Here is a 20745-nt window from a genome sequence, read left to right on the forward strand (position 1 = left end):
TAGAGAAGTATAGGTGAAAAATGCTATTGAAAATCGCCTAGCCTGATGAATATTTACGTTCATTACGCTATATCTAAACTAGCTAAGTAGGGAAGCCAGACGGAACCGATCGTTCTAGAGATTTGACTACAACGAAAAGCACCTTAACCTCGTAATAGGAGGAAGGTGCTTTCATTTTAGAACGCTTATTCAACAATCAATATACCGCAACCCAACCCTCAGGTGTAACGAAAATCCGAAGAGCCACTACTTGGCGATCCGCTGCCAATGTGAAATAATGACGAATGTTTTCTGGTACAGAAATTAAATCACCTGGATCTAGATGCACTTCAAAAAAGCGCTGATCTTTTCCTTGAATAACGAATACACCATGTCCACTGACGATAAAACGAACTTCGTCATCGGTATGATGATGCTCCCGTTCGAAATTCTTCAACATTTCCTCGATATTCGGTGTGTCTTTAGATAACGAGATGACATCTGCCGCTTTGTAGCCACGTCGTTCAGAAATTGCATCAATATTTGATTTGAACGCGTGAAGAATTTCTTCTTTTTCTGAATCCGTCAGATTGAACTTTTCCCGGAGATGTGCAGGTAATTGGTCAATCGACCAGTGTTCATAAATCACTTCTTGTTGGGTGAGGAATTGGGCAACATCTTGTTGTCCTTCAATCACTTCGTTCGACCCTTGAATCGTAATCGTTGCCATAGTAGTAATCGCTCCTATCTATTTTAAATTATACATGTGCTTTCACGATGTCGATACAGTCGGTAAATACTTCAAAACGCGAATACGGAATGTCCAGTTTGTCGCAAGTTTCTGCTAGGAAGTCCCTTGCAATGACTACATCAGCCGATTTTGCGGCTTCAAAGTCTGTTACCGAATCACCGATGACAATGCGTGTCTGTTGCTGATCTGATAGCTTGCGCATGATGGACGGTTTACAGCAACCACAATCTTGCTTCGTGCAATGCGCGTCACAAGCATGCGGATAATGAATCATAATTCGTTCTTCGTCAAATGTCGCTTCATTACAATAAATGTGATCGAAAGGTCCAAAAGGCTCGAGCACAGGATGAACGAAGAAATCGATTCCGCCACTGACAATATAGAGCGGAATGTTCTGTTCCCTCGTAAACTGTACAAACTCGCTGAAACCTTCTCGGATTTCCGCATCCCGCAAGACGAAAGAGATGATATCTTGTTGGAGCGAACTCGGAATGAACGAAAACAGTTGCCTGACTCCATCTTGGATTGAGATATTTTGTTGTAATATATCATCGGTTATCTCTTTCCAGCCAGGCACTGCAAATTCTTTCATAATGCTCATAATATTATCTTTCTTCGTAATCGTCCCATCAAAATCACAGAAAATTACTACGTTACTCATCGTTCACCCTCCACTTTACTTAACGTCAATCGTGCCCCATTGATCCAATGCGAGCCGCAAAGGGCTGGATGTTTTTGCAGCTTCTTGTAACGGAATTTGATGAACACTTGCATCGATTGCTGCGCGGAAAGCTTGTGCACCAGGTGTTGGACCATCTGGATGTCCGAAAATCCCGCCTCCTGCATTGATGACCAAGTTGTCACCGAAGTCTTCAAGCAACTGCGGGACCATTCCTGGATGAATTCCAGCAGAAGGCACTGCAAATGTTCGCTCAAATCCATTATCTTTTATTAATTCCTCATTAATCCCCAGTGCATCTTCGCGGGAAATCGCCACATTGCCATATGGACTCGGGAAGAGCGAGAGGTCACCGCCAACGAGACGGGTCAACTTTCCGACAAGCAAAGGATAGGAAAATCCACTGCCTTCTTGACCTGCGAGCACACCGGATAATGCGGAGTGGGCGAGGATCGGTAATCCGATATTATCATTTTCCCGTAGCGATTGTAGCGTATCTAAACCATAGGCATGTACATTGAATAATAAAGCGCTTGCGCCTAGTTCAGTTGCGCGTTCTGCTTTTTCATGCAATTCATGAGATCTCCCTGATAAATTGACGGCATATAAAGCGTGTGCGCCTGTTTTCTCGTAATGATGCGTAAGAATGTCTTTAGCAGTAGTTATCCGTTGATAAAAAGGAGTTAATTCATTTTCGAACAGAATTTCATCGTCCTTGATCAAATCGATACCACCAGCTAATAACTCTTGGAGTTGAGTGGAGAAAAAGGATAAATCCCGTCCCATCACTCCTTTGAAGATCGCTTTCAATAGCGGGCGATCGTAGACACCGAGCTTTTCTCGAATACCATTGACACCAAAGCGTGGGCCAGGGAATTGTGCGAGTAATGATTTATCAAACTGCAAATCAATCAGTTCATACCCTTCGAAAAAGGATAATTTTCCGTAAACCGTAGTAAAGATTGCCGGAAGGTCCGCTGAAAAGTTAGCAGACGGATAAAAAATCGTCACGGTGTCTTTCTGCTCGCCTTTGACAACAGATACCAATTCGCCTTTATGATGTTTCAATTGCTGCTGCTCAATATGGGGGATATCGGTCCATGAACCAATCGTTAACCCAAGAGCATGTTGTTCTGCAATTTTTTCCTGATTCGGATGAGTGGGGAATAAATAGGTTGCTGTAACGCCCAATGAACTGCCTCCTCTACTATTTATCTAGTTGCTTGAAACCAATGACTCAATTGTTCTAGAGAATGAATATGTTTACGTTCCATAATCATATATTTACCTAGTGCTAAGACTTCTCTTCTAGCCGCCATGCGCAAGTCTTCATCTTGTTCTATATTCATGTCTGGAATTTGCGCAATACTGATCGCTCGTCGTACTAGTTCACATCCTGCATAGCCGATCATATCAGTAAAGAGTTCATCCATAATAATCGTGTAAAATCCATCGACTTTCGTATAGCGTTCATGTGTACTGGTCTGCCATAGGTTAGAAAATGTTTCGGCAAATGCATACCACGTTTCTTTTGCTTGCTCAAAACGCTTTTCTTTATAGTTGGGGAAGGCTATCCCGTTTAAAAATAGATTCGCGATGAATTGTCCAAGATCAAAACCAAAAGGACCGAAAAGTGCAAACTCCGTATCGAAAATCACTGTCCGGTTATCTCCCGTGAAAATTGCGCCGCTATGCAAATCACCATGAATAAGACCATCCGCTTTTGTCATGAACTTATGTTTTAGTTGAGCTACTTCAAGTAATAAGCGCTGATCCTGACTGAGGAATTTCACTTCATTGCGCATACCAGTCTCACACTCATTGGTCTCGTGGTCACTATAAGGCCAATCAAACATCAATTGCTCCGTCAACTCTCGCATTCCAGGGTTGGCTAATCGTGCTTGTAGCTCCTTTTTAGCGGGCGAGGGCATATAGAAATCTGATGTTTTAAATAGCACTTCAGCAGTCATCTTCCCAATATCTGCCGCAAAGCGAGCGGACTCACTGCCATTGATTAATGCTGTTCGCCCCACTTCAAGTGGAAGCATGTCTTCCATCACAACGATCGCCATCACTTCATCCAAATGTAAGACGGAAGGCACACTTTTCGGAAGGATTTCTTCGTATACCCTCATCACTTCCGCTTCAATACGTACACGATCAAGTGGTAAAGGCATCGATTCGCCAACCACGCGTGCGTATGGAACTGCTTGCTTAAAAATGATGGATCTATAGTCATTTTGTAGTCTATACACGTGATTGATCTTGCCATCACTTACTTCGATCACTTTTATGTCTCCAGGTTCAGGAAAAAGACCTAGATTTCTCACATACTGTTTAATATCCTCGATTTCTAAGAAACGATATGTAGTATTTTTCTGTTCTTTGACAAAAACGTCCATCCATACGACCTCCTGTAATATAAAAAAAGACCGATCCTTTAACGGACAGGTCTGTTACAAACAAATATCTCTCTCATTATTTGGTAAATTTAGACTGTGTGCCGATTTCTCTAGTTGTGTTATTTGACTATAAAATCCTATGAAACATGTAGAAATTATCACACGAATCAAATAGTTTGTCAATTAACTTTAAAAGTATTCGAATTAGTTGTAGTATTATGCTATTGAAGATGTGAAGATAGGAGCTAGTTTACATATGACAAAACGACAGCCTCGCTTTCGACGAGAGGATATATTGGAAAATATACGAACAGAAGAATTCGATGTACTCATAATAGGAGGTGGCGTGACGGGAGCGGGTATAGCGCTTGATGCAGCGAGCCGGGGATTACAAACCGTGTTGGTGGAAATGCAGGACTTTGCGGCAGGAACATCTAGTCGTTCGACGAAAATGATTCATGGGGGATTACGGTATTTAAAGAACTTGGAGTTCAAAATCGTTTCACAAACTGGACAAGAACGTGCAGTAGTTTATGAAAACGGACCCCATGTGACGACTCCTACATGGTTGTTGTTGCCGATTTATAAAGGAGGGACGTTTGGTAAATTCAGCAGTTCAATTGGTTTGCGTGTCTATGATTCATTAGCCAAAGTAAAGAAATCAGAACGTAAAAGCATGTTATCAAAAAAGCAGACACTTCGTGATGAACCCAAGTTGAATCCAACAGGTCTCCTCGGTGCAGGGAAATTCGTTGAGTATCGATCAGACGATGCGCGTTTAACGATTGAAGTGATAAAAGAAGCTGTTCAGTACGGAGCATCGGTTTTAAATTATACAAAAGTGACGAAATTCGTTTATCATGACGGCAAAGTGGCGGGTGTTGAAACGGTTGATCAGCTAACAGGAAAATCCCGAATGATTTTCGCTAAAAAAGTGATCAATGCAGCTGGTCCATGGGTGAATGAAGTGCGTCACAAAGATGCAAAGCCTGATCAAAAACAACTTCATTTAACTAAAGGCGTTCATTTGGTCTTTGATCAACGGGTCTTTCCTTTAGAACAAACGATTTATTTTGACACACCGGACGGGCGCATGGTGTTGGCGATTCCACGCAACGGTAAAACATACATAGGAACAACCGATACAGATTATCAAGGAAGTTTGACGGAGCCGCAGATTACACAGGCAGATAAAGACTATTTGCTAAACGCCATTCATTTTGTTTTTCCAAAACTGGAGATTAGCGAAGAACAAATTGAATCGGGATGGGCAGGTCTAAGACCACTTATACAAGAAGAAGGAAAGAGCGTTTCGGAGATATCCCGAAAAGATGAAATTTGGGTCTCAGATTCCGGTTTAGTAACGATTGCTGGCGGAAAGTTGACAGGGTATCGCAAAATGGCGGAAACGATTGTCGATCGTATCGCTGCAGATCTTAAGACTTCATATGGCAAAAAAGTTCCGTCTTGCCGTACAAAAAAGCTACCTATTTCAGGTGGGCATGTAGGTGGTTCCAAAGGGTTTGAAGCCTTTGTTCAGAGAAAGGTTAAAGAAGGAATGGGCTTAGGATTATCCGAGCAAACAGCTTATGCACTCGTCACCCATTATGGATCGAACATCGATGAGTTATTCGGCGTCATCCAAAACGGAAAGGCTGATGCACAGAGAGCCAATTTACCGATTGAAATTTACGCACAAGCGTGGTATTCCATTTCAAAAGAATTCGTTTGTACCCCTGTAGATTTTTTCTGGAGACGAACAGGCGCATTGCTCTTTGATATCGACTGGGTCGATCAATGGCAAGAGCCCATCATTGATTTCCTAGCTGTTCAACTTGGCTGGTCAAGTGCCGTGAAGAAGAAAATGACCGACGAGTTAGAGCGCAGTAAACAATTGTGCAAGGGAACACTAATCGAAGAAAAAAGACCATCATAAGTCTGCAACCTCTGCCAAATTCGAACGGTAGAGGTTGTTTATTTTTTTGTTCGATTGCCTATTATATGAAGGAAATAAAAAATCATCATTTTAAAAAATTTACAGTATGTTTTTTTGAAATCTGCTCATTCTATTGTCAGAAGGAGGTGGACAACATGCCAAACAACAATAATTCAAACCAACTATTAGTGCCAGGCGTACAACAGGCGATCAACCAGATGAAGGAAGAGATCGCAAACGAATTCGGTGTAAACCTTGGACCAGACTCCACATCGCGTGCCAACGGATCCGTCGGCGGAGAAATTACAAAGCGATTAGTGCGTCAGGCTCAATCTCAAATGAACGGTTATACGAAGTAATCGGTTCTATCACCCAGATTAGCATGTGAAAAATCAATGTCACTATACGCTTTGATTTCTCAAAATCGAAAAGACGACGATTCATTCGAATGCGAATGGATTGTCGTCTTTTTTGAGTTGAAAGGGAATTTCAGAAAAAGTGGGGGAAGAGAAAAGCTTGAACTTTTTAAAGTAGATCTTGAAACTTTACATACTCTAACATTCATGCACGTGAAGAAGATTATGAATAAAAATATCTTTACTGAATCCATTGTAAATAGATTCATTATTCTGTTAATGATATACTACATATAAAACTAGTGGAGGGATGTTCAAATGAAACATTGGATACGGTTTGTAGTCGTTGTCCTGTTTATTGGTCTGCTATTCCCCAATGTACTAGTCTCAAAAGCAAGAGCGTTAGATGATGTGAAAGGAGTTCATCATTTTGTAAATAGTTTTATTGCTAAAGACGGTAGCAATTACTATGTAAATAGAGGGCATCTAGAGGAACTGGAGCTTGGTATATATAAAGTAAGTAATGATATGAAAAAGTTTCGATTGATCAAACAAGGGCACTATACAAATATTCAAGTATATAAAGACACGATGGTCCTATTCAATGATGATCTAAATAAACTACAACGATTCACTTTTGACGGCTCACTCGTCAGAGAGTACCCTCAAGTGACTAGCAGTAATTTCTTGATTGACGGAGATCGAATTTATTATCATACCGGTAGAAATGTTTATGAAATCAATATAAACGGTCAAGGACATAAGCATCTGTATACGTCAGAAGGTACAATTCAAGAATTCACCGTTCATAATGGCTGGTTATATTATGCCTATTTAATTCCTGCTGTTCCGCAGCCGTATGACTATTCAATGAGCTTCGCGCGATTCAAAATATCCAGTCCACAACAGGTAGTTCCCATCATAAGTAAAATCCATAATATTGATTCGATTATTGTTAGAGACGGCTATATTTATTCTGTGATCCATCAAAACCCTGCTACAGATGGCCGATATGTATATCGAATGGATTATAGCGGTAACGGGATAAAACGCGTCTCTAACGTCGATTCGACTGCATTATTCATTGGCACGAAGTATATCTATTTTGTCGATAATACCGGTACCTATAAACAGTATTTCTATCGCATGGACATAGACGGTAAGAATGCGATAAAAGTGGGAGATTTGACAGGTTCCAAGCTTAGCGCAGAGCATCAAAATGGAGCGTTTTATTTCGAAATTCAAAATGTTCAACAAGATACTTTTTATCTGCGAAGAATTCTACAGACGCACTGAAATGCCTAATTTTATACAAGTAAAACGACGTAAAACCTCCTTACTAGCGTAGGGAGGTTTTGTTGTGCTGCATGTTATTTTAGTTGAGAATTATATGTTTCACCATAACCTAATACGACTACTTCAGTACGGTCATAATCTCTTAGTAATTCTTTAAGTTCTTGATCTCTATCCACCATATTTTGGACAACGGGGAATGCTTGTAGTAATTGTTCGTAAGTCTCTTTTGATGTCGTAGTATCTGCTGTAGGGAAGGTATGACTCGGGATGACCACATCCACTTTTAAGAAATTACGAATCGCATAGGCTGCTTCTCTTGGTCCTATTGTAAATTGACCTGAGGAGGAAAGAATAGCGACGTTCGGCTTGTATAGCTCATCGATCAGTTTTAAATCATAGCTGAGTGCGGTGTCGCCTGAATGATACAGTGTAGGTCCATTTGTGAACTCAAATACATAACCAGAGGCTTCACCTGCGTAAATAGGAGGGCCTTCGGTTTCGTCGAATGAAGAACTATGTTTTGCAGGTCCCACCGTGACATGCACATCTTTTAATGGAATTGAACCACCTAAATTAAGTGGGAAAATATTTTGAAATCCTTTTTGCAGAAGAATCATTGCTAGTTCATAGGGGGCAATGACTAGAAGTTGTGGATTTGTATCCATCATTTTCTGAAGTCCGCTTGTATGATCAAAATGTCCGTGAGTTAAGAAGACCGCATCAATAGTGTGGAAAAACTCTTTGGTATTGAATTCTTTTGGGCAACCAGGATTTAAATCAAAGAAAGGATCAATCAGATAGTTCTTATTCGTCTGGCTGGATAGTAAGTACATCGCATGACCTAGTCTTGTAATGTTGATTTTCCTCACCTCCAGAGTATTCAGAATATACCGGCGTTATAATGTTTAATATGATTGACGTCAATATCAGGTAGATGAAACACTTTACATTCTGTAGACGAAGCTAGACGAATTATATGCAGAAGTTTAATGAAATAGATCTGTTTCACGTGATTTTGCCAAAAGATGATTGGTTGCTTTATTCATTTTTTCTTTGAATAGTACACCAAAACTAATGACGACCATTCCAACGACTGCCAAAAACAACATATCCTTTACAACTCGGACCCAGATGATTCCGCCAACCGCCTCTCTCATTAAGTCGATTGCGTACGTGAAAGGTAGGTAAGGATTGATCCACTGGAAAAATGATGGTAGCAGCATAATCGGATACGTGCCGCCTGAACCTGCAATCTGCAGAACGAGTAAGATGATAGCCATTGCTTTACCGACATCTCCAAAGACTGAAACGAGCGTATAGATGATCGACATGAACACTACGCTGATTAATAAACCAAATAAGAAAAATGCGATCGGCTCTTTGACGGTTACGCCAAGCAGAACGACATTGCCAGTCGTCACAATTAGCGTCTGTATGCAACCGATTAATCCGAATGTAAATAGCCGACCTACATATATTTCTCTCGCCGTGAATGTATCTTCCCGTCTAATGTCTGTGGATAGTAAGGAAATTAGCAATAAACAACCGACCCAAATCGAAAGAACCGTATAAAAAGGTGTCATGCCGGTACCGTAGTTTTTGATCGGGAATAGCTTCGTTTCATTCAGTACAATCGGTTCCTCAAAGAAGCTGCGCTCCGCTTGCGGATCATTTTGCAGTAAATCGATGATCTCATTAATATCTGTCGTGCCTTGATTATCCTTGATACGATTTGCGAGCTGGTTCACTTTCTCGTAGACATATGGGTATTGGTTTAATGCGTGCTCGACTTGCTGTTTGCCTTGCGTCAAGTGTTTGTCAGCACTAATTAATGTTTGTTGTACTTCGGGAATAGTGTTCTGTACTTCTGTCAGCAGTGCTTTGGCACTAGTTAGTATCTTCAATGCTTGGGCAATTTCTTTGTGGATGTAAGGTTCTATCGTGTCGGTATATTCTTTTAGGAATGAATTGGCTTGGATGGATGTGCTCTCGGCAATCTTTTGCAAATCATTTAGACTATTGCGCAGCCGCTCTTCTTCACCTCGCACAAGCGAGTCCATCGTACGTCCATTTTGTTGAATTTCATTTAGTAGATTTTTTAGATTGTCGACTTTTAGTATTGCGGCATCTATTGGCTGTGACAGGGTGGAATCTGTTGCGTTCGCTTGTTCACCGTTTAATTGTTCAGCTACATTCTTTATAATCAGAAGGTCTTGCTCAATTCCGTCAATTTTTTTCATACTGTCCGTTACACGGTCGTCAACTGCTTGTTTCGAACGATTCCATTCAGTGAAGTCAGGTGATAGTTGCTGAACTTGTTTAAGGAAATCATTCGTTTCATTCGTAATAGTAGCTATTTTCTCCAAATCCGCTTTGATACGCGGTGCAGCCGCTTCTAGTCGATTCTGTGCTGTTGTCAGCTGATCGATCGTATCATTTATCGTTTTTAGTCCCGAATTCGTAGTTCGTTTCGCTTCAGGCAGTAGCTGTTGCGCTTTATTGATGATGTGCTTCGCAGAGTTCGCATCCGTCACGATTCCTTCCAACGTCCTGTGAATCGTGGGTAATTGCTTCTGAATGTCGAAAATATATTGCTCGAATTTCTTGATGTCAGGTAAATCCTTCTCGATTTCTATTCCAAGTTCATTAAACAAATCGAGTACCACACCATTAACGGTAGAAATAAAACGTCGACTTACTTTGTCGACAATGACAGAAGCGCCTTTTTCTGTAATTTTAGGTGCAATGGAATTCAGCTTTTCATTGACGAAATAATGGATTTCCGCTTTTTCAGGCTCTCCCGAAGTAACCGTCGCAAGTTTTCTGGAGAAATCTTTCGGAATAAAAATCGCCGCAAAATAGTCACCATATTCTACTCCATCCATCGCATCCTGACTTGTGGTAAATGACCAATCCATATCTTTATTATCTTCTAATGTTTTTATCAGTTCTTCACCGACATTAATGTGTTTGTCACGTACCATCGCACCATCGTCTTCATTGACAATCGCCACAGGTAATTGGTCAGTATGGGCATAAGGGTCCCATGTTGCGTAAATATTAAGCCATGCATATAAAGAAGGTAAAAAGGTCAGTCCGCCAATCAATAGGGCGGCTACCCAGTTTTTACTAATATGCTTTAAATCCAATTTAAATATATTCCAGCCTGTTTTCATGATTGTGCCTCTTTTCCAGTGCCTCTTTTTATTAGCTATTATGCCCATCCCAACGAAATTCAACTGATTTCTTTACTAATTACAAAATGAATTGCCATGTGCATGTTAGAAAGCTAAAATCGTTATGGAAATGCTTCATATTTTCTTGTATGAAGTATAATCGACAGAAAAAGCATCTTCCCCTAGCAGAGGGGAAGATGCTTTTTCTGTTATTTAGTGATGTATTATTTGCTCACACCAATTGCTGCTCCATTACGGCTGGAATCAGCAACGCCTTTATATACGCCTTCTTTTTGATCGATGAGAATACTTTGTACGTTCCCGATCGTAGTAGGCTTGTCGCCAAATTGATGACCGAGTACACGCAAGTAATTCATTGAATCTAATGGAATATCGCTTTCATAACGATAGGTGGATGTGCTGTTCGTATAAATTCTTGGTTCTTCTACAGCGGCTTTTAGTTCCATGTCATAATCAATGGAGTGAATGATCGTTTGCAAGACGGATGTGATGATAGTCGGTCCACCAGGCGACCCAACAGATAGAACAGGCTTGCCGTCTTCAAATACAATAGTTGGCGTCATGCTGCTGAGAGGACGTTTATTTGGTTCAACTTGATTCGCTCCGCCTGGTACTGCGTCGAAGTCTGTTAATTCATTATTTAAGACGATTCCGTAGCCAGGTACCATAATTCCGCTACCGAAGAGTTGTTCAATCGTTGTCGTGTTAGACACGACATTGCCCCATTGATCGGTTACTGAATAGTGCGTCGTCTCACCGAGTTTATCGGGTTCCGGTTGAACAGTAGCTACAGTCGCATTCGGTTTGTTTTCGTACTTCCAAGGATCTCCAGCTTTCGGATTTTTGTTCATGCGATCCAAACTGATCAAGTTCGTCCGTTCCTGGATATACTGTGGATTCAATAGTCCTTTTAATGGAACGTCGACAAAATCAGGATCTCCCGCGTACATGGCACGGTCAGCGTATGCGAGGTGCATAGTTTCTGCAAGCAAGTGATATTTCTGCCAAGACTTTACGTTGTACTGAGATAGATTGTAGTGATCAAGAATACCTAGCATCTGAAGAAGGAACACGCCACCAGAGCTAGGAGGTGGCATACTAGCAATCTGATAGCCTTTGTAATCACCCCAAATTGGATCATCCATCGTAACTGCGTATGTACGTAAATCTTCAGTTGTCATAGTGCCGCCATATTGTTGTACTGCGCCTGCGATAGCTTGTGCAATTTCTCCTTTATAGAATACTTCTGTTCCTTCGTCTTTAATTAATTCAAATGTTTTCGCTAGATCTTGTTGTACTAATAGATCGCCTTCACGCATAGGTTTGCCATCAGGTACAAATATCTTTCCAGACTCTTTGAAAGCGAGTTTCAGTTTATTCTCTTCAATAGCTTCCGCAAGCACGGAGTCAATTGGAAAACCGTTTCGTGCTAAGTCAATTGCCGGTTCAATTAATTCGGACATAGGAAGAGTACCAAAGCGTGAAAGGGCTTCCTCTAATCCTTTTAACGTTCCCGGTACACCCACTGAATTTCCACCTTCTACTCGCTTGGAGAAGGGGATGGGTTCACCTTCTTCATCCAAAAACATATCAGGTGTAGCTCCTGCTGGTGCACGTTCACGACTGTTAATGATCTGAGTTTTATCAGTATTGGCATCATAATACATGAGGAATCCTCCGCCACCAATACCTGACATCATAGGCTCTGTAACATTTAGTGCAAATTGGATCGCTACAGCTGCATCAATCGCATTCCCGCCATTCGCCAAAACATCAGCACCGACTTTTGTCGCTAATGGATGTGCCGTTGTGACCATACCATCAAGTCCGGTGGCTACCTGACGATAATTTGAATAATCCGTATCCCAGTCGCTAGCCAATATAGTTCCCGGTAATGTACTGAATAAAAGCAATAAACTTAATGGAAGTACTAGAACCCAATTCAATTTTTTCTTCAATCGCTTCACCCTTTCGGAAATGTTTTTCACTTTACTAGAGCAGTAGCTCTCCTTTCCAATTAAGTTAGGTTATCACATTTACATAATGTGGTAGCCTGAATAATTAGATTATAGCAAACGCTTACATATATAGGTAGCATATATTTCGGATTTCGAAATTCGGTTCTAAAGTAGTTAGCTAGCGAAGAAATCTCTAGTAATATATAACTTGCTATTAGTCTGTCTATTTTCTAAAAGAGACATAAAATGAAACCTTTTCACTAAGAGTTGAACACGCTTTCTACTTATGAGCTTTTCCTATTCTTCATGTAATCTTAAGAAACATCCGCTACCATTCAGTGGACTTCTCCTTCATAATGAATAGTATAGGCAGGTGTATAAATGAAGAAATTACTACTAGTATTACTCATCTGTTTGGGGATCTATGCAGTCGTTACCCAGTGGAATGATGTGCAATTGTTAGATGAGAATTGGAGTACCTCGTCGAAGGCCATGATTCTCTTGAATGCACATACAGGTGAGGTGTTATATGAGAAAAATAGCAAAAAACCATTACCAGTTGCTAGCATGACCAAATTAATGACACAATATATCGTGTTGAACACGATCAAAAATGGAACAATTTCCTGGGAAACTACCTACCAGCCAAGTCCCACCGTGCTGGATATGGCACAGTTCGCTAGTGCTGCGAAACTTGGCATGAAAGCAAATGAGAGCTATACAGTGCGTGAACTATTTACTGCGATGACGGTCATTTCAGCAAATGACGCCGCCCTTGCGTTAGCTGAAATCGTGGCAGGAACAGAAGAGGATTTTGTTGCGATTATGAATGAACAAGCACGTGCGTTTAAGCTAAAGAAAACCGTTTTCTATAATCCACATGGCTTAGATGGCAGTTATCTAGGCAGAGGTGATGATCAGAACAATCTAGCTTCCGCACATGACATGGCAATTATCGCTGATCGCCTCATCGCAACACATCCTAAAGTATTGGAATTCGCCAGTATGACGCACTTCATGTCTGATGAAGGAATGAAGATGTGGAATACGAATTTACTGTTGCCTGGAATGCGTATGCAAATGGCTGGCATCGATGGATTAAAGACTGGATATACCGATGCAGCGGGCTCGTGTTTTACGGGTAGTGGGGTATTCAATGGAGAACGGGTGATTTCCGTATTAATTGGAGTAGAGGAAGTAGACGGTAATGTATCGGAACCACGATTTAATGTAACTAGAGAAATGGTGGAGCAGTTTGTGAAGTGATAATGAACTTATATCTGGTAAAAGAAAGGCTGTGCTCGAAACACTGATTGTTTTCTAGCACAGCCTTTCTTTTAATTATGTAATTATTGCTGACTACTATTCATAGACACCAATTCTTCTGTCACTGCCTTAATTCCTTCTGTCATTAGAGCAACCATTTCCGTTAACTGTTCATTTGAAGTAGCAAGAGGTGGCATCAGGACAATGACATCACCGAGCGGCCTTGTCAGCAAACCGAGCTTTCTCATTTCCAATGTAGCCCGGTAAGCTACACGACTTTCTACTGGGAAGGATTCTTTAGTGTGCTTGTCTTTGACGATTTCAATTCCGCACATCAAGCCACATTGTCTAACGTCTCCGACATGCGGAAGTTGCTGAATATCCACTAGCAATTCTTTCAGTAACGCAGCTTTTTCCTCTGCTTGCTTCACTAGTTGCTCTTTTTCAAAAATCTCCAAGTTCGCTAATGCCACTGCACATCCCAGCTGGTTCCCCGTGTAGGAGTGTCCATGGAAGAATGTTTTCATTTCTTCATATTCTCCGTAAAACGCATGGTAAATTTCTTCGGTAGCGAATGTAGCAGCGACTGGCAAATAGCCTCCTGTAAGTCCTTTTGCTACAGTCATTAGATCAGGCTCTATGTCTTCATGCTCGACAGCGAACATTTTCCCAGTACGTCCGAAACCAGTAGCTACTTCATCGACAATCAGTAAAACGTTAAATTCTTTGCACAAATTTTCAACGCCCTTTAAATAACCTGGAGGCATCGTATTCATCCCGCCCGCTCCTTGAATCATCGGCTCAAGCACCATTCCCGCGATTTCTTCATGGCGCTCTTCAAACAGCAAGCGTAATTCCCGCAAACTTTCATCGCGCACAATATCCGCATCACCTGAAGGGTGGCGGTAAACTGACGGGAACGGAATGACGAGCGCATCAAATAATAGGGAAGTATAGACTTTGTGATACAGTTCAATAGACCCGACACTCATCGTACCGACCGTATCGCCATGATAGCCATTGCTGACGGTCACAAAGCGTGTTTTTTTCTTGAAACCTTTATTCTGCCAATACTGATACGCCATCTTCACTGCTATCTCAACAGACGTCGCGCCGCTGTCGGAGTAAAATACACGCGTCAATTTTTGGGGTACTAATTCCACTAATTTCTCTGCCAATAGAATCGAAGGTATATTTGCAGCACCTAGTAACGTCGAATGCGCAATGGACTGCAGTTGCGTTTGGATTGCTTCGTCTAATTCCTTTTTTCGGTGGCCATGTACATTTAGCCACAAAGAAGAATAGCCGTCCAAATACGTTTTGCCATGTATATCCGTAACCGTCACACCTTCGCCACTTGCGATGATCAACGGATCTTTCTCGTAATCCGACATCTGTGTAAACGGTAGCCACATGTATTGCTTACTTTTCTCGAGCAACTGATTTGCTTCCACTTAGTAACGCCTCCTCTAAAATTGTATAATCCCATTCTTCGTAGCATCTCTTTCTCTTTTCCGAATCACGTAACATTTCTTGAATGTCTTTTTGATAGGGAATGTTCCAATCACTGGAACACCGCTCATCTTATAGATCATTTCCACATTATCTTGGATGATAGTGGGGGAGTCTTGTGCCAAATCATTGAACAAAAGCCCTGCGATATGAATGCCTCTAGCTTTCATTGCTTCAATTGAAAGGACTGTATGGTTGATCGTCCCAACACCTGCTCGTGCTACTAATACGACAGAAGCCTGCAATTCTGCCATCCAGTCGATCATGCAATAGCCTTCTGAAGTGAGCGGAACATACAGTCCACCAGCTCCTTCTAGTACGATCCCGTCATACCTTCCGCTAAGTTTCTTCACGGATTGAGTCAATTTGTCTGTATCAATTTGTACGTTTTCCAACCTAGCTGCTAAATGAGGCGAGCAAGGAGTAGTGAATAAATAGTCGGGATGTAGTTGTTCTCTACCAGACGCAAGCTCATACGTCATACTATCTGGCGCCACAAAGCGTTCATTATGTATAACTGCTCCCGTTTGGATTGGTTTAAATGGTATGAAATGCCGACCATTTTTAGATAAAAAATCACTGAGCAACACGGTGGCTACGGTTTTTCCTACATCGGTATCTGTTCCGGTTATGAATAATATCGACACATTGTACGCTCCTTTTGAAAATATGCGTTAACTAAGTTCTGAATTATGTTAACATATATTTGTGGAGACAACAATAGAAAGTAGGAGGATCAGAAAATGAAACCAAAGGAAATTGTATTATGTGCATTATTTGCAGCAATGATGGGGGTGGGAGCGAATATTGCACCACTGTTGACGATTGGAGGTGTGCCAGTCACACTTCAATTACTATTCGCTATATTGGCAGGGGGATTACTGGGCAGCCGATTGGGCGCCTGGTCTATGTTTGCTTATTTATTTATTGGATTGGCAGGCGCCCCGATATTTGCGCAATTTAAGGGAGGCCTCGGCAGCTTCCTCAGCCCGACGTTCGGTTACATTATTTCTTTCATCTTTGTAGCGTATGTCGTAGGCAAATTCTTCGAGCGTAAACCGTCGTGGATCAGTTACGCGGGGGCAGGTTTTCTTGCGATAGCGGGTAACTACATAATCGGCACAAATTATATGTATTTCGCCTATGTATATTGGGTAGAAGCGCCTGCTGGATTCAGTTATGTACTGGCATGGTCGTGGATGGTTGCTTATTTACCACTGGATATCGGGGTGACGATACTGTCTATTGTATTAATTCCAAGACTTCAGAAAGCTGTCAAATACCAGCCCTTAGGCAAGCGTTTAGCATAAAAAATATACCTGTGTAAGAACGATTAAGAAGTTCTCACGCAGGTATATGTGTACATTACACCATCAAAAATCCACCACTCACACTAATACATTCCCCATTCACAAAGCTCGAGTCATCTGAAGACAAAAACGCTACAACTGAAGCTACTTCCGCGGGGTCACCCATACGACCAGCAGGCGTTAACATCGTCGCCATGTTCTTCACGTCTTCTGGCAAATCTTTCGTCATATCCGTATTGATCTGACCTGGCGCTACCGCATTGACCGTAATCTGCTTCCCGCCGTTTTCTTTAGCCAATGTTCTCGTCAATCCAAGAACTCCGGCTTTTGATGCGCTGTAATTTGCCTGACCCATATTGCCCCAGCTGGAAGAAGAAGAGACATTAACAATCTTGCCGTACTGTTGCTTTCGCATGTGTGGAATGACTGCTTGGCACGTATAGAACATGCTGTTGAGATTGACGTCCATGACCGAATGCCACTGTTCGGGCGTCATTTTGTGGAAGAAGGAATCTCTCGTTATACCTGCATTGTTAATCAAGATATCAATCTTGCCGAACTTCTTGTAAATAGTAGAGAACGTTTTCGTCACATCTTCCGGATCAGCTACGTTACACTTCATTGCGAAAACCTTTTCACCTGAAGCATCTAATGCAGAAGCTGTTGTTTTCAACAGTTCAAAGTTTACGTCTAAAACAATTACTAAAGCACCGTCCTGAATTAAACGCTCCGCTATCTTCTTACCGATTCCTTGTGCTGCGCCCGTTACGACTGCAATTTTATCCACTAATTTTCCCATCCCTCACACTCCTCATCACTTTCATAGAATAGTTAGATAATTTTATCATAAATGAATGATGATTCATATAGGGAAGTAGTAGCTTCGTGATATAGTGGTAAATAAATGATTCCGTATCCACCAATTCAATCACGTGAAATAATTCACTCTATCCTTTACTATTAAAAACAGTACGACATAAAATACGCAACTAAACGAAAGGCGGAGATATTCAAATGAACGCTTATGATGAGTACATGCGCGGGATTGTAACACCGATGCGCGAAGAACTAACAACTGTAGGGTTTACAGAACTCACAACGGCTGAAGAAGTCGATAATACGCTAAAAGACTTGGAAGGCTCAGCTGTTATAGTAATCAACTCTGTGTGTGGCTGTGCTGCAGGTTTGGCACGTCCTGCAGTACGCGAGGCAATAGAAGAAGTAAAACCGGATCACTTGTTTACCGTATTTGCTGGACAAGATAAGGAAGCGACAGAAACTTTCCGTTCGTACTTCCCGGAAATTCCACCAAGCTCGCCGTCCATTGCGATCTGGAATGAAGGTAAAGTTGTATACTTTATTCCACGTGAACAAATCGAGAATTTCCAAAAAGATCAAATTAAAGATCACCTAGTCGACGTCTTAACTCAAGTAGTCGCTCAGTGAACGTGATTATTACGACAGCAGGACGACCTGATGAACATTCCGCTACATTAATGCAGCAAGCAGCGGACGCGTTACAGGCACCTGTCATCGAACGAAAAAAGCGGTCCATTCCTACACTGCAGAACATCTATCAAGCAGATGTTCTAGTGGCGGGAAAGGACCGCTATTCGTTTTACCCAATAGGCAGCAGCGAACCGTTCTTCTTTCATCCGAACTCTGCGACTTATCGCTTGAAACGCATACTTAAAGGCGAAATAGATCCACTTGTGGCGGCAGCTGATCTACAGCCAGGAGACTCATTCCTCGACTGCACACTGGGGCTCGGGTCTGACGCGATCATCGCATCCAGCACCGTGGGAGAAAAAGGAATAGTTGAAGGAATCGAAGGGGACCCAATCGTCGCGTTTCTCACAAAAGTTGGTTTACACAATTTCCCCATCGACTTTCCATTACTACAAGACGCGATGAGTCGGATTCAAGTAATTCACTCGGAAGCTATAGATTTCCTGAAAACCTGCGAAACGAACTCACGCGACGTCGTCTTCCTCGATCCGATGTTCACGACACCGATTGAAGAGTCTTCAAACTTCGAAGTGTTACGAGAAATTGGCGTAACGGATACTGTCACGGAACAATGGGTAAAAGAAGCTTTGCGTGTTTGCAGACGCCGAGTCGTTTTGAAAGACCATTATCAGTCTCCGCTGTTCGAACGCTTTGGCTTTATTCAGCAAATTCGTCCGTATACGAAAGTCCATTACGGCGTGCTTGAGAAATGAATTGGGCTTTGGCGCGGTTAGGAGATGCAATGGCGCGATGTTTTGTTGGAATAGCGCGGTTATCTGTTATTATGGCGCGGTCTTTACGACTTTTAGCGCGGTCCCACGACTGAATAGCGCGATTCTACCTCTTTTTAGCGCGGTCACTTCATTTTCAGACTTGGCAGCTTCCATAGAAAAAAGACTGTATGGCTTTTAAGAGCCATACAGTCTTTTTGTGTTTTTACATAACGCCAGGCCGCATCGTAAAGGTGAAAGAGCACACCTTTACGATAGGTCTCCAGTGCCTGTCGAGGCTAGACGGCGTTCTTCGCTTTTGGTTTCATCCTGCTACGTACGCCAGCCTCTCGGGTCACTTCAGCCGCATCGAAAAGGTGAAAGTGCGCACCTTTACGATACGTCTTCCAGTGCCTGTCGAGGCTAGACGGCGTTCTTCGCTTTTGGTTTCATCCAGCTACGAACGCCAGCCTCTCGGGTCACTTCAGCCGTATCGTAAAGGTGAAAGTGCGCACCTTTACGATATGTCTTCCAGTGCCTGTCGAGGCTAGACGGCGTTCTTCGCTTTTGGATTAGTGTGTGAAATTAAGGGAGCTCAAGTACAAAGTCAATACCAGCATACCAATACCTAATAGTAAGTTAACATCCATTGTTGCGACCTCCTTTATATGTAGCGCGTTGAGTGATATCCGCTTAACTTGCAATCAAAGAACATTTTGTGAAATTAATGATTGAAGTTTGACTTTATTGTACAATGAAATAGTGAAAGATGAAACCTTTTGTGACGCTTTTCGTATGAGTTATGTAGATGTTTGACGGAATGTTGAAGGAGTGATGAAAATGAAGCAATGGTTACAGCGGCTGATGATCGCATCTGTCGCCGTGTTGACACTGGGCGTCATTACACCCAATCATGAAATTTGGACAAATTTTCAAGACAAGCATGAACCGAATGAATCCGGTACCCGCGCAGAAGGTACGGAGTATTCCCTTGAGCTAAATGAAACTAGAAATGATTTACTGACACTCGATAGGTACACTGAAGAACAGCAATTGGTCGCGCACGCACGTCTATTAACATATGAAAAGTTTGGACAGCGTATCGGCCCCGTAATCCAGAATGAATTTGATAACGAGGTTTTTCCACGAATTGAAGCAGTAATCCAAACGACTGTACATAATGCAGCAGATCGCCGTCTTGCCATTACGGAGCAGCCTTCAGGCGATTATGCGGAAAAGATTTTCCATGTTTACGACAAGACAGCGAATCAAGATCTTATTAAATTCCACGTACGGACAGAAAAACGACCAGGTGACGGCTACTTCTATAATTTCCATTACCATATAGCGGATGATGGCTTTGTCGCCCACCACACAGTCGGTGATATTTTCTGGTCTAAGAACACACCACCGAAATGGCTAACCTAAAAACTAGTGAACACTCGTCATGATGACGGGTGTTTTTTTATCCACTACACGCTGATGGGATAACCGAAAAATAACTGGTTAAATCGGTTCGCGGTCTCAACGTCTTAGCTTGATTACGAAACGTGAAAAAAGAGGACTTCTTTTGACCCCTTTACTCACCTTTCCATTCATCTTGAATTTCTCTCCATTTTTTCAATTTGTTTACTCAATTGATCAATTTGCTTTTGCATTTTCTCCATTTCTTCAGATCGCTGGTCTTCTGATTCTTTCTGGTTTGCTTTTTCTAGTTCTTGAAGTGCTATACCTGCGGCAATGGTTTGAATTCCATCACCCAATGTAGAAAGTGCGGCCCCGAACAATGCAAGCTTGGCAGCAAACACTTCAGGGGAGTCTGTATTTTGCCCAAACTGTTGGTTGTTGGAGTTGCTCATGAACACGCCTCCTTTTTCAAAACTA

Annotated in this window: 19 protein-coding genes; 8 read left to right on the forward strand and 11 right to left on the reverse strand. The window is 41.9% G+C overall.

The window, feature by feature from the left end; genetic code table 11:
* Window positions 1-196: 196 nt before the first annotated feature.
* The 4 genes from CSV63_RS09665 to mtnK are packed head-to-tail and all read right to left on the reverse strand — an operon-like array spanning window position 197 to window position 3811.
* The gene (locus CSV63_RS09665; protein ID WP_099695626.1) at window positions 197-709 is read right to left on the reverse strand and encodes a 1,2-dihydroxy-3-keto-5-methylthiopentene dioxygenase; all 513 of its coding nucleotides are present in this window, start codon (window positions 707-709) and stop codon (window positions 197-199) included.
* A 28-nt stretch (window positions 710-737) separates the two neighbouring features.
* A complete protein-coding gene (locus CSV63_RS09670; protein WP_099695627.1) occupies window positions 738-1391 on the reverse strand; it encodes a 2-hydroxy-3-keto-5-methylthiopentenyl-1-phosphate phosphatase in 654 nt (217 codons plus the stop codon).
* A gap of 15 nt (window positions 1392-1406) precedes the next feature.
* The gene (locus CSV63_RS09675) at window positions 1407-2600 is read right to left on the reverse strand and encodes a 2,3-diketo-5-methylthiopentyl-1-phosphate enolase (protein ID WP_099695628.1); all 1194 of its coding nucleotides are present in this window, start codon (window positions 2598-2600) and stop codon (window positions 1407-1409) included.
* Window positions 2601-2620: 20 nt separating this feature from the next.
* On the reverse strand, window positions 2621-3811 hold the full coding sequence (gene mtnK / locus CSV63_RS09680) for an S-methyl-5-thioribose kinase (RefSeq protein ID WP_099695629.1): 1191 nt from the start codon (window positions 3809-3811) through the stop codon (window positions 2621-2623).
* A gap of 256 nt (window positions 3812-4067) precedes the next feature.
* On the opposite strand from mtnK, the gene CSV63_RS09685 reads away from it, so the two are divergent.
* The 3 genes from CSV63_RS09685 to CSV63_RS09700 all read left to right on the forward strand — a co-directional run bounded on the left by CSV63_RS09685 (window position 4068) and on the right by CSV63_RS09700 (window position 7399).
* Window positions 4068-5747 (forward strand): glycerol-3-phosphate dehydrogenase/oxidase, encoded by a 1680-nt coding sequence (locus CSV63_RS09685; RefSeq protein ID WP_099695630.1) that lies wholly within the window; start codon window positions 4068-4070, stop codon window positions 5745-5747.
* A gap of 155 nt (window positions 5748-5902) precedes the next feature.
* On the forward strand, window positions 5903-6106 hold the full coding sequence (locus CSV63_RS09690; protein WP_099695631.1) for an alpha/beta-type small acid-soluble spore protein: 204 nt from the start codon (window positions 5903-5905) through the stop codon (window positions 6104-6106).
* Window positions 6107-6421: 315 nt separating this feature from the next.
* Window positions 6422-7399, forward strand: coding sequence for a DUF5050 domain-containing protein (locus CSV63_RS09700; RefSeq protein WP_099695633.1), 978 nt, complete (start codon window positions 6422-6424; stop codon window positions 7397-7399).
* 74 nt (window positions 7400-7473) lie between these two features.
* Here the strand turns inward: CSV63_RS09700 and CSV63_RS09705 are convergent, their stop codons facing one another.
* The 3 genes from CSV63_RS09705 to ggt all read right to left on the reverse strand — a co-directional run bounded on the left by CSV63_RS09705 (window position 7474) and on the right by ggt (window position 12554).
* Complete coding sequence (locus tag CSV63_RS09705; RefSeq protein WP_143565395.1) at window positions 7474-8268, reverse strand: metal-dependent hydrolase; 795 nt, start codon at window positions 8266-8268, stop codon at window positions 7474-7476.
* 117 nt (window positions 8269-8385) lie between these two features.
* A complete protein-coding gene (locus CSV63_RS09710) occupies window positions 8386-10575 on the reverse strand; it encodes a YhgE/Pip domain-containing protein (protein ID WP_099695635.1) in 2190 nt (729 codons plus the stop codon).
* Window positions 10576-10799: 224 nt separating this feature from the next.
* Window positions 10800-12554 (reverse strand): gamma-glutamyltransferase, encoded by a 1755-nt coding sequence (gene ggt / locus CSV63_RS09715; RefSeq protein ID WP_199203640.1) that lies wholly within the window; start codon window positions 12552-12554, stop codon window positions 10800-10802.
* Between the two features lie 381 nt (window positions 12555-12935).
* Between ggt and CSV63_RS09720 the strand changes: the two genes are divergently transcribed.
* A complete protein-coding gene (locus tag CSV63_RS09720) occupies window positions 12936-13820 on the forward strand; it encodes a D-alanyl-D-alanine carboxypeptidase family protein (RefSeq protein ID WP_099695636.1) in 885 nt (294 codons plus the stop codon).
* An 83-nt stretch (window positions 13821-13903) separates the two neighbouring features.
* On the opposite strand, the gene bioA is transcribed toward CSV63_RS09720, so the two are convergent.
* Both bioA and bioD read right to left on the reverse strand, forming a co-directional pair.
* Entirely contained in the window at window positions 13904-15235 is a 1332-nt protein-coding gene (bioA, locus tag CSV63_RS09725) for an adenosylmethionine--8-amino-7-oxononanoate transaminase (RefSeq protein WP_233192034.1), read from the reverse strand.
* A 54-nt stretch (window positions 15236-15289) separates the two neighbouring features.
* Window positions 15290-15979 (reverse strand): dethiobiotin synthase, encoded by a 690-nt coding sequence (gene bioD, locus CSV63_RS09730; RefSeq protein ID WP_158233944.1) that lies wholly within the window; start codon window positions 15977-15979, stop codon window positions 15290-15292.
* Between the two features lie 96 nt (window positions 15980-16075).
* On the opposite strand from bioD, the gene CSV63_RS09735 reads away from it, so the two are divergent.
* A complete protein-coding gene (locus CSV63_RS09735) occupies window positions 16076-16642 on the forward strand; it encodes a biotin transporter BioY (protein ID WP_099695639.1) in 567 nt (188 codons plus the stop codon).
* A 55-nt stretch (window positions 16643-16697) separates the two neighbouring features.
* On the opposite strand, the gene fabG is transcribed toward CSV63_RS09735, so the two are convergent.
* Window positions 16698-17441: a 3-oxoacyl-ACP reductase FabG gene (fabG, locus tag CSV63_RS09740; RefSeq protein WP_099695640.1), complete on the reverse strand. Its 744-nt coding sequence runs from the start codon at window positions 17439-17441 to the stop codon at window positions 16698-16700.
* 215 nt (window positions 17442-17656) lie between these two features.
* Between fabG and CSV63_RS09745 the strand changes: the two genes are divergently transcribed.
* The 3 genes from CSV63_RS09745 (at window position 17657) to CSV63_RS09755 (ending at window position 20289) form a co-directional block, all read left to right on the forward strand.
* On the forward strand, window positions 17657-18088 hold the full coding sequence (locus CSV63_RS09745; protein WP_099629975.1) for a BrxA/BrxB family bacilliredoxin: 432 nt from the start codon (window positions 17657-17659) through the stop codon (window positions 18086-18088).
* A complete protein-coding gene (locus CSV63_RS09750; protein ID WP_233192029.1) occupies window positions 18085-18864 on the forward strand; it encodes a class I SAM-dependent methyltransferase in 780 nt (259 codons plus the stop codon). The genes CSV63_RS09745 and CSV63_RS09750 overlap by 4 nt, the downstream gene beginning before the upstream one ends.
* An 837-nt stretch (window positions 18865-19701) precedes the next feature.
* Window positions 19702-20289, forward strand: a complete 588-nt coding sequence (locus CSV63_RS09755; RefSeq protein WP_099695641.1) for a YpjP family protein — start codon at window positions 19702-19704, stop codon at window positions 20287-20289.
* Window positions 20290-20456: 167 nt separating this feature from the next.
* On the opposite strand, the gene CSV63_RS09760 is transcribed toward CSV63_RS09755, so the two are convergent.
* A complete protein-coding gene (locus tag CSV63_RS09760; protein ID WP_099695642.1) occupies window positions 20457-20720 on the reverse strand; it encodes a translation initiation factor 2 in 264 nt (87 codons plus the stop codon).
* Between the last annotated feature and the right edge of the window lie 25 nt (window positions 20721-20745).

This window comes from Sporosarcina sp. P34 (genome assembly GCF_002743375.1).
Lineage (GTDB): Bacteria > Bacillota > Bacilli > Bacillales_A > Planococcaceae > Sporosarcina.

Excerpts from the sequence above, each read along its gene's own strand:
- CSV63_RS09700 (WP_099695633.1), top strand. The coding sequence starts at position 6,422 with ATGAAACATTGGATACGGTTTGTAGTCGTTGTCCTGTTTATTGGTCTG.
- CSV63_RS09760 (WP_099695642.1), bottom strand. The coding sequence starts at position 20,720 with ATGAGCAACTCCAACAACCAACAGTTTGGGCAAAATACAGACTCCCCT.
- CSV63_RS09685 (WP_099695630.1), top strand. The coding sequence starts at position 4,068 with ATGACAAAACGACAGCCTCGCTTTCGACGAGAGGATATATTGGAAAAT.
- CSV63_RS09710 (WP_099695635.1), bottom strand. The coding sequence starts at position 10,575 with ATGAAAACAGGCTGGAATATATTTAAATTGGATTTAAAGCATATTAGT.
- CSV63_RS09755 (WP_099695641.1), top strand. The coding sequence starts at position 19,702 with ATGAAGCAATGGTTACAGCGGCTGATGATCGCATCTGTCGCCGTGTTG.
- fabG (WP_099695640.1), bottom strand. The coding sequence starts at position 17,441 with ATGGGAAAATTAGTGGATAAAATTGCAGTCGTAACGGGCGCAGCACAA.
- CSV63_RS09735 (WP_099695639.1), top strand. The coding sequence starts at position 16,076 with ATGAAACCAAAGGAAATTGTATTATGTGCATTATTTGCAGCAATGATG.
- CSV63_RS09665 (WP_099695626.1), bottom strand. The coding sequence starts at position 709 with ATGGCAACGATTACGATTCAAGGGTCGAACGAAGTGATTGAAGGACAA.
- mtnK (WP_099695629.1), bottom strand. The coding sequence starts at position 3,811 with ATGGACGTTTTTGTCAAAGAACAGAAAAATACTACATATCGTTTCTTA.
- bioA (WP_233192034.1), bottom strand. The coding sequence starts at position 15,235 with ATGTGGCTACCGTTTACACAGATGTCGGATTACGAGAAAGATCCGTTG.
- CSV63_RS09670 (WP_099695627.1), bottom strand. The coding sequence starts at position 1,391 with ATGAGTAACGTAGTAATTTTCTGTGATTTTGATGGGACGATTACGAAG.
- CSV63_RS09745 (WP_099629975.1), top strand. The coding sequence starts at position 17,657 with ATGAACGCTTATGATGAGTACATGCGCGGGATTGTAACACCGATGCGC.
- CSV63_RS09720 (WP_099695636.1), top strand. The coding sequence starts at position 12,936 with ATGAAGAAATTACTACTAGTATTACTCATCTGTTTGGGGATCTATGCA.
- CSV63_RS09690 (WP_099695631.1), top strand. The coding sequence starts at position 5,903 with ATGCCAAACAACAATAATTCAAACCAACTATTAGTGCCAGGCGTACAA.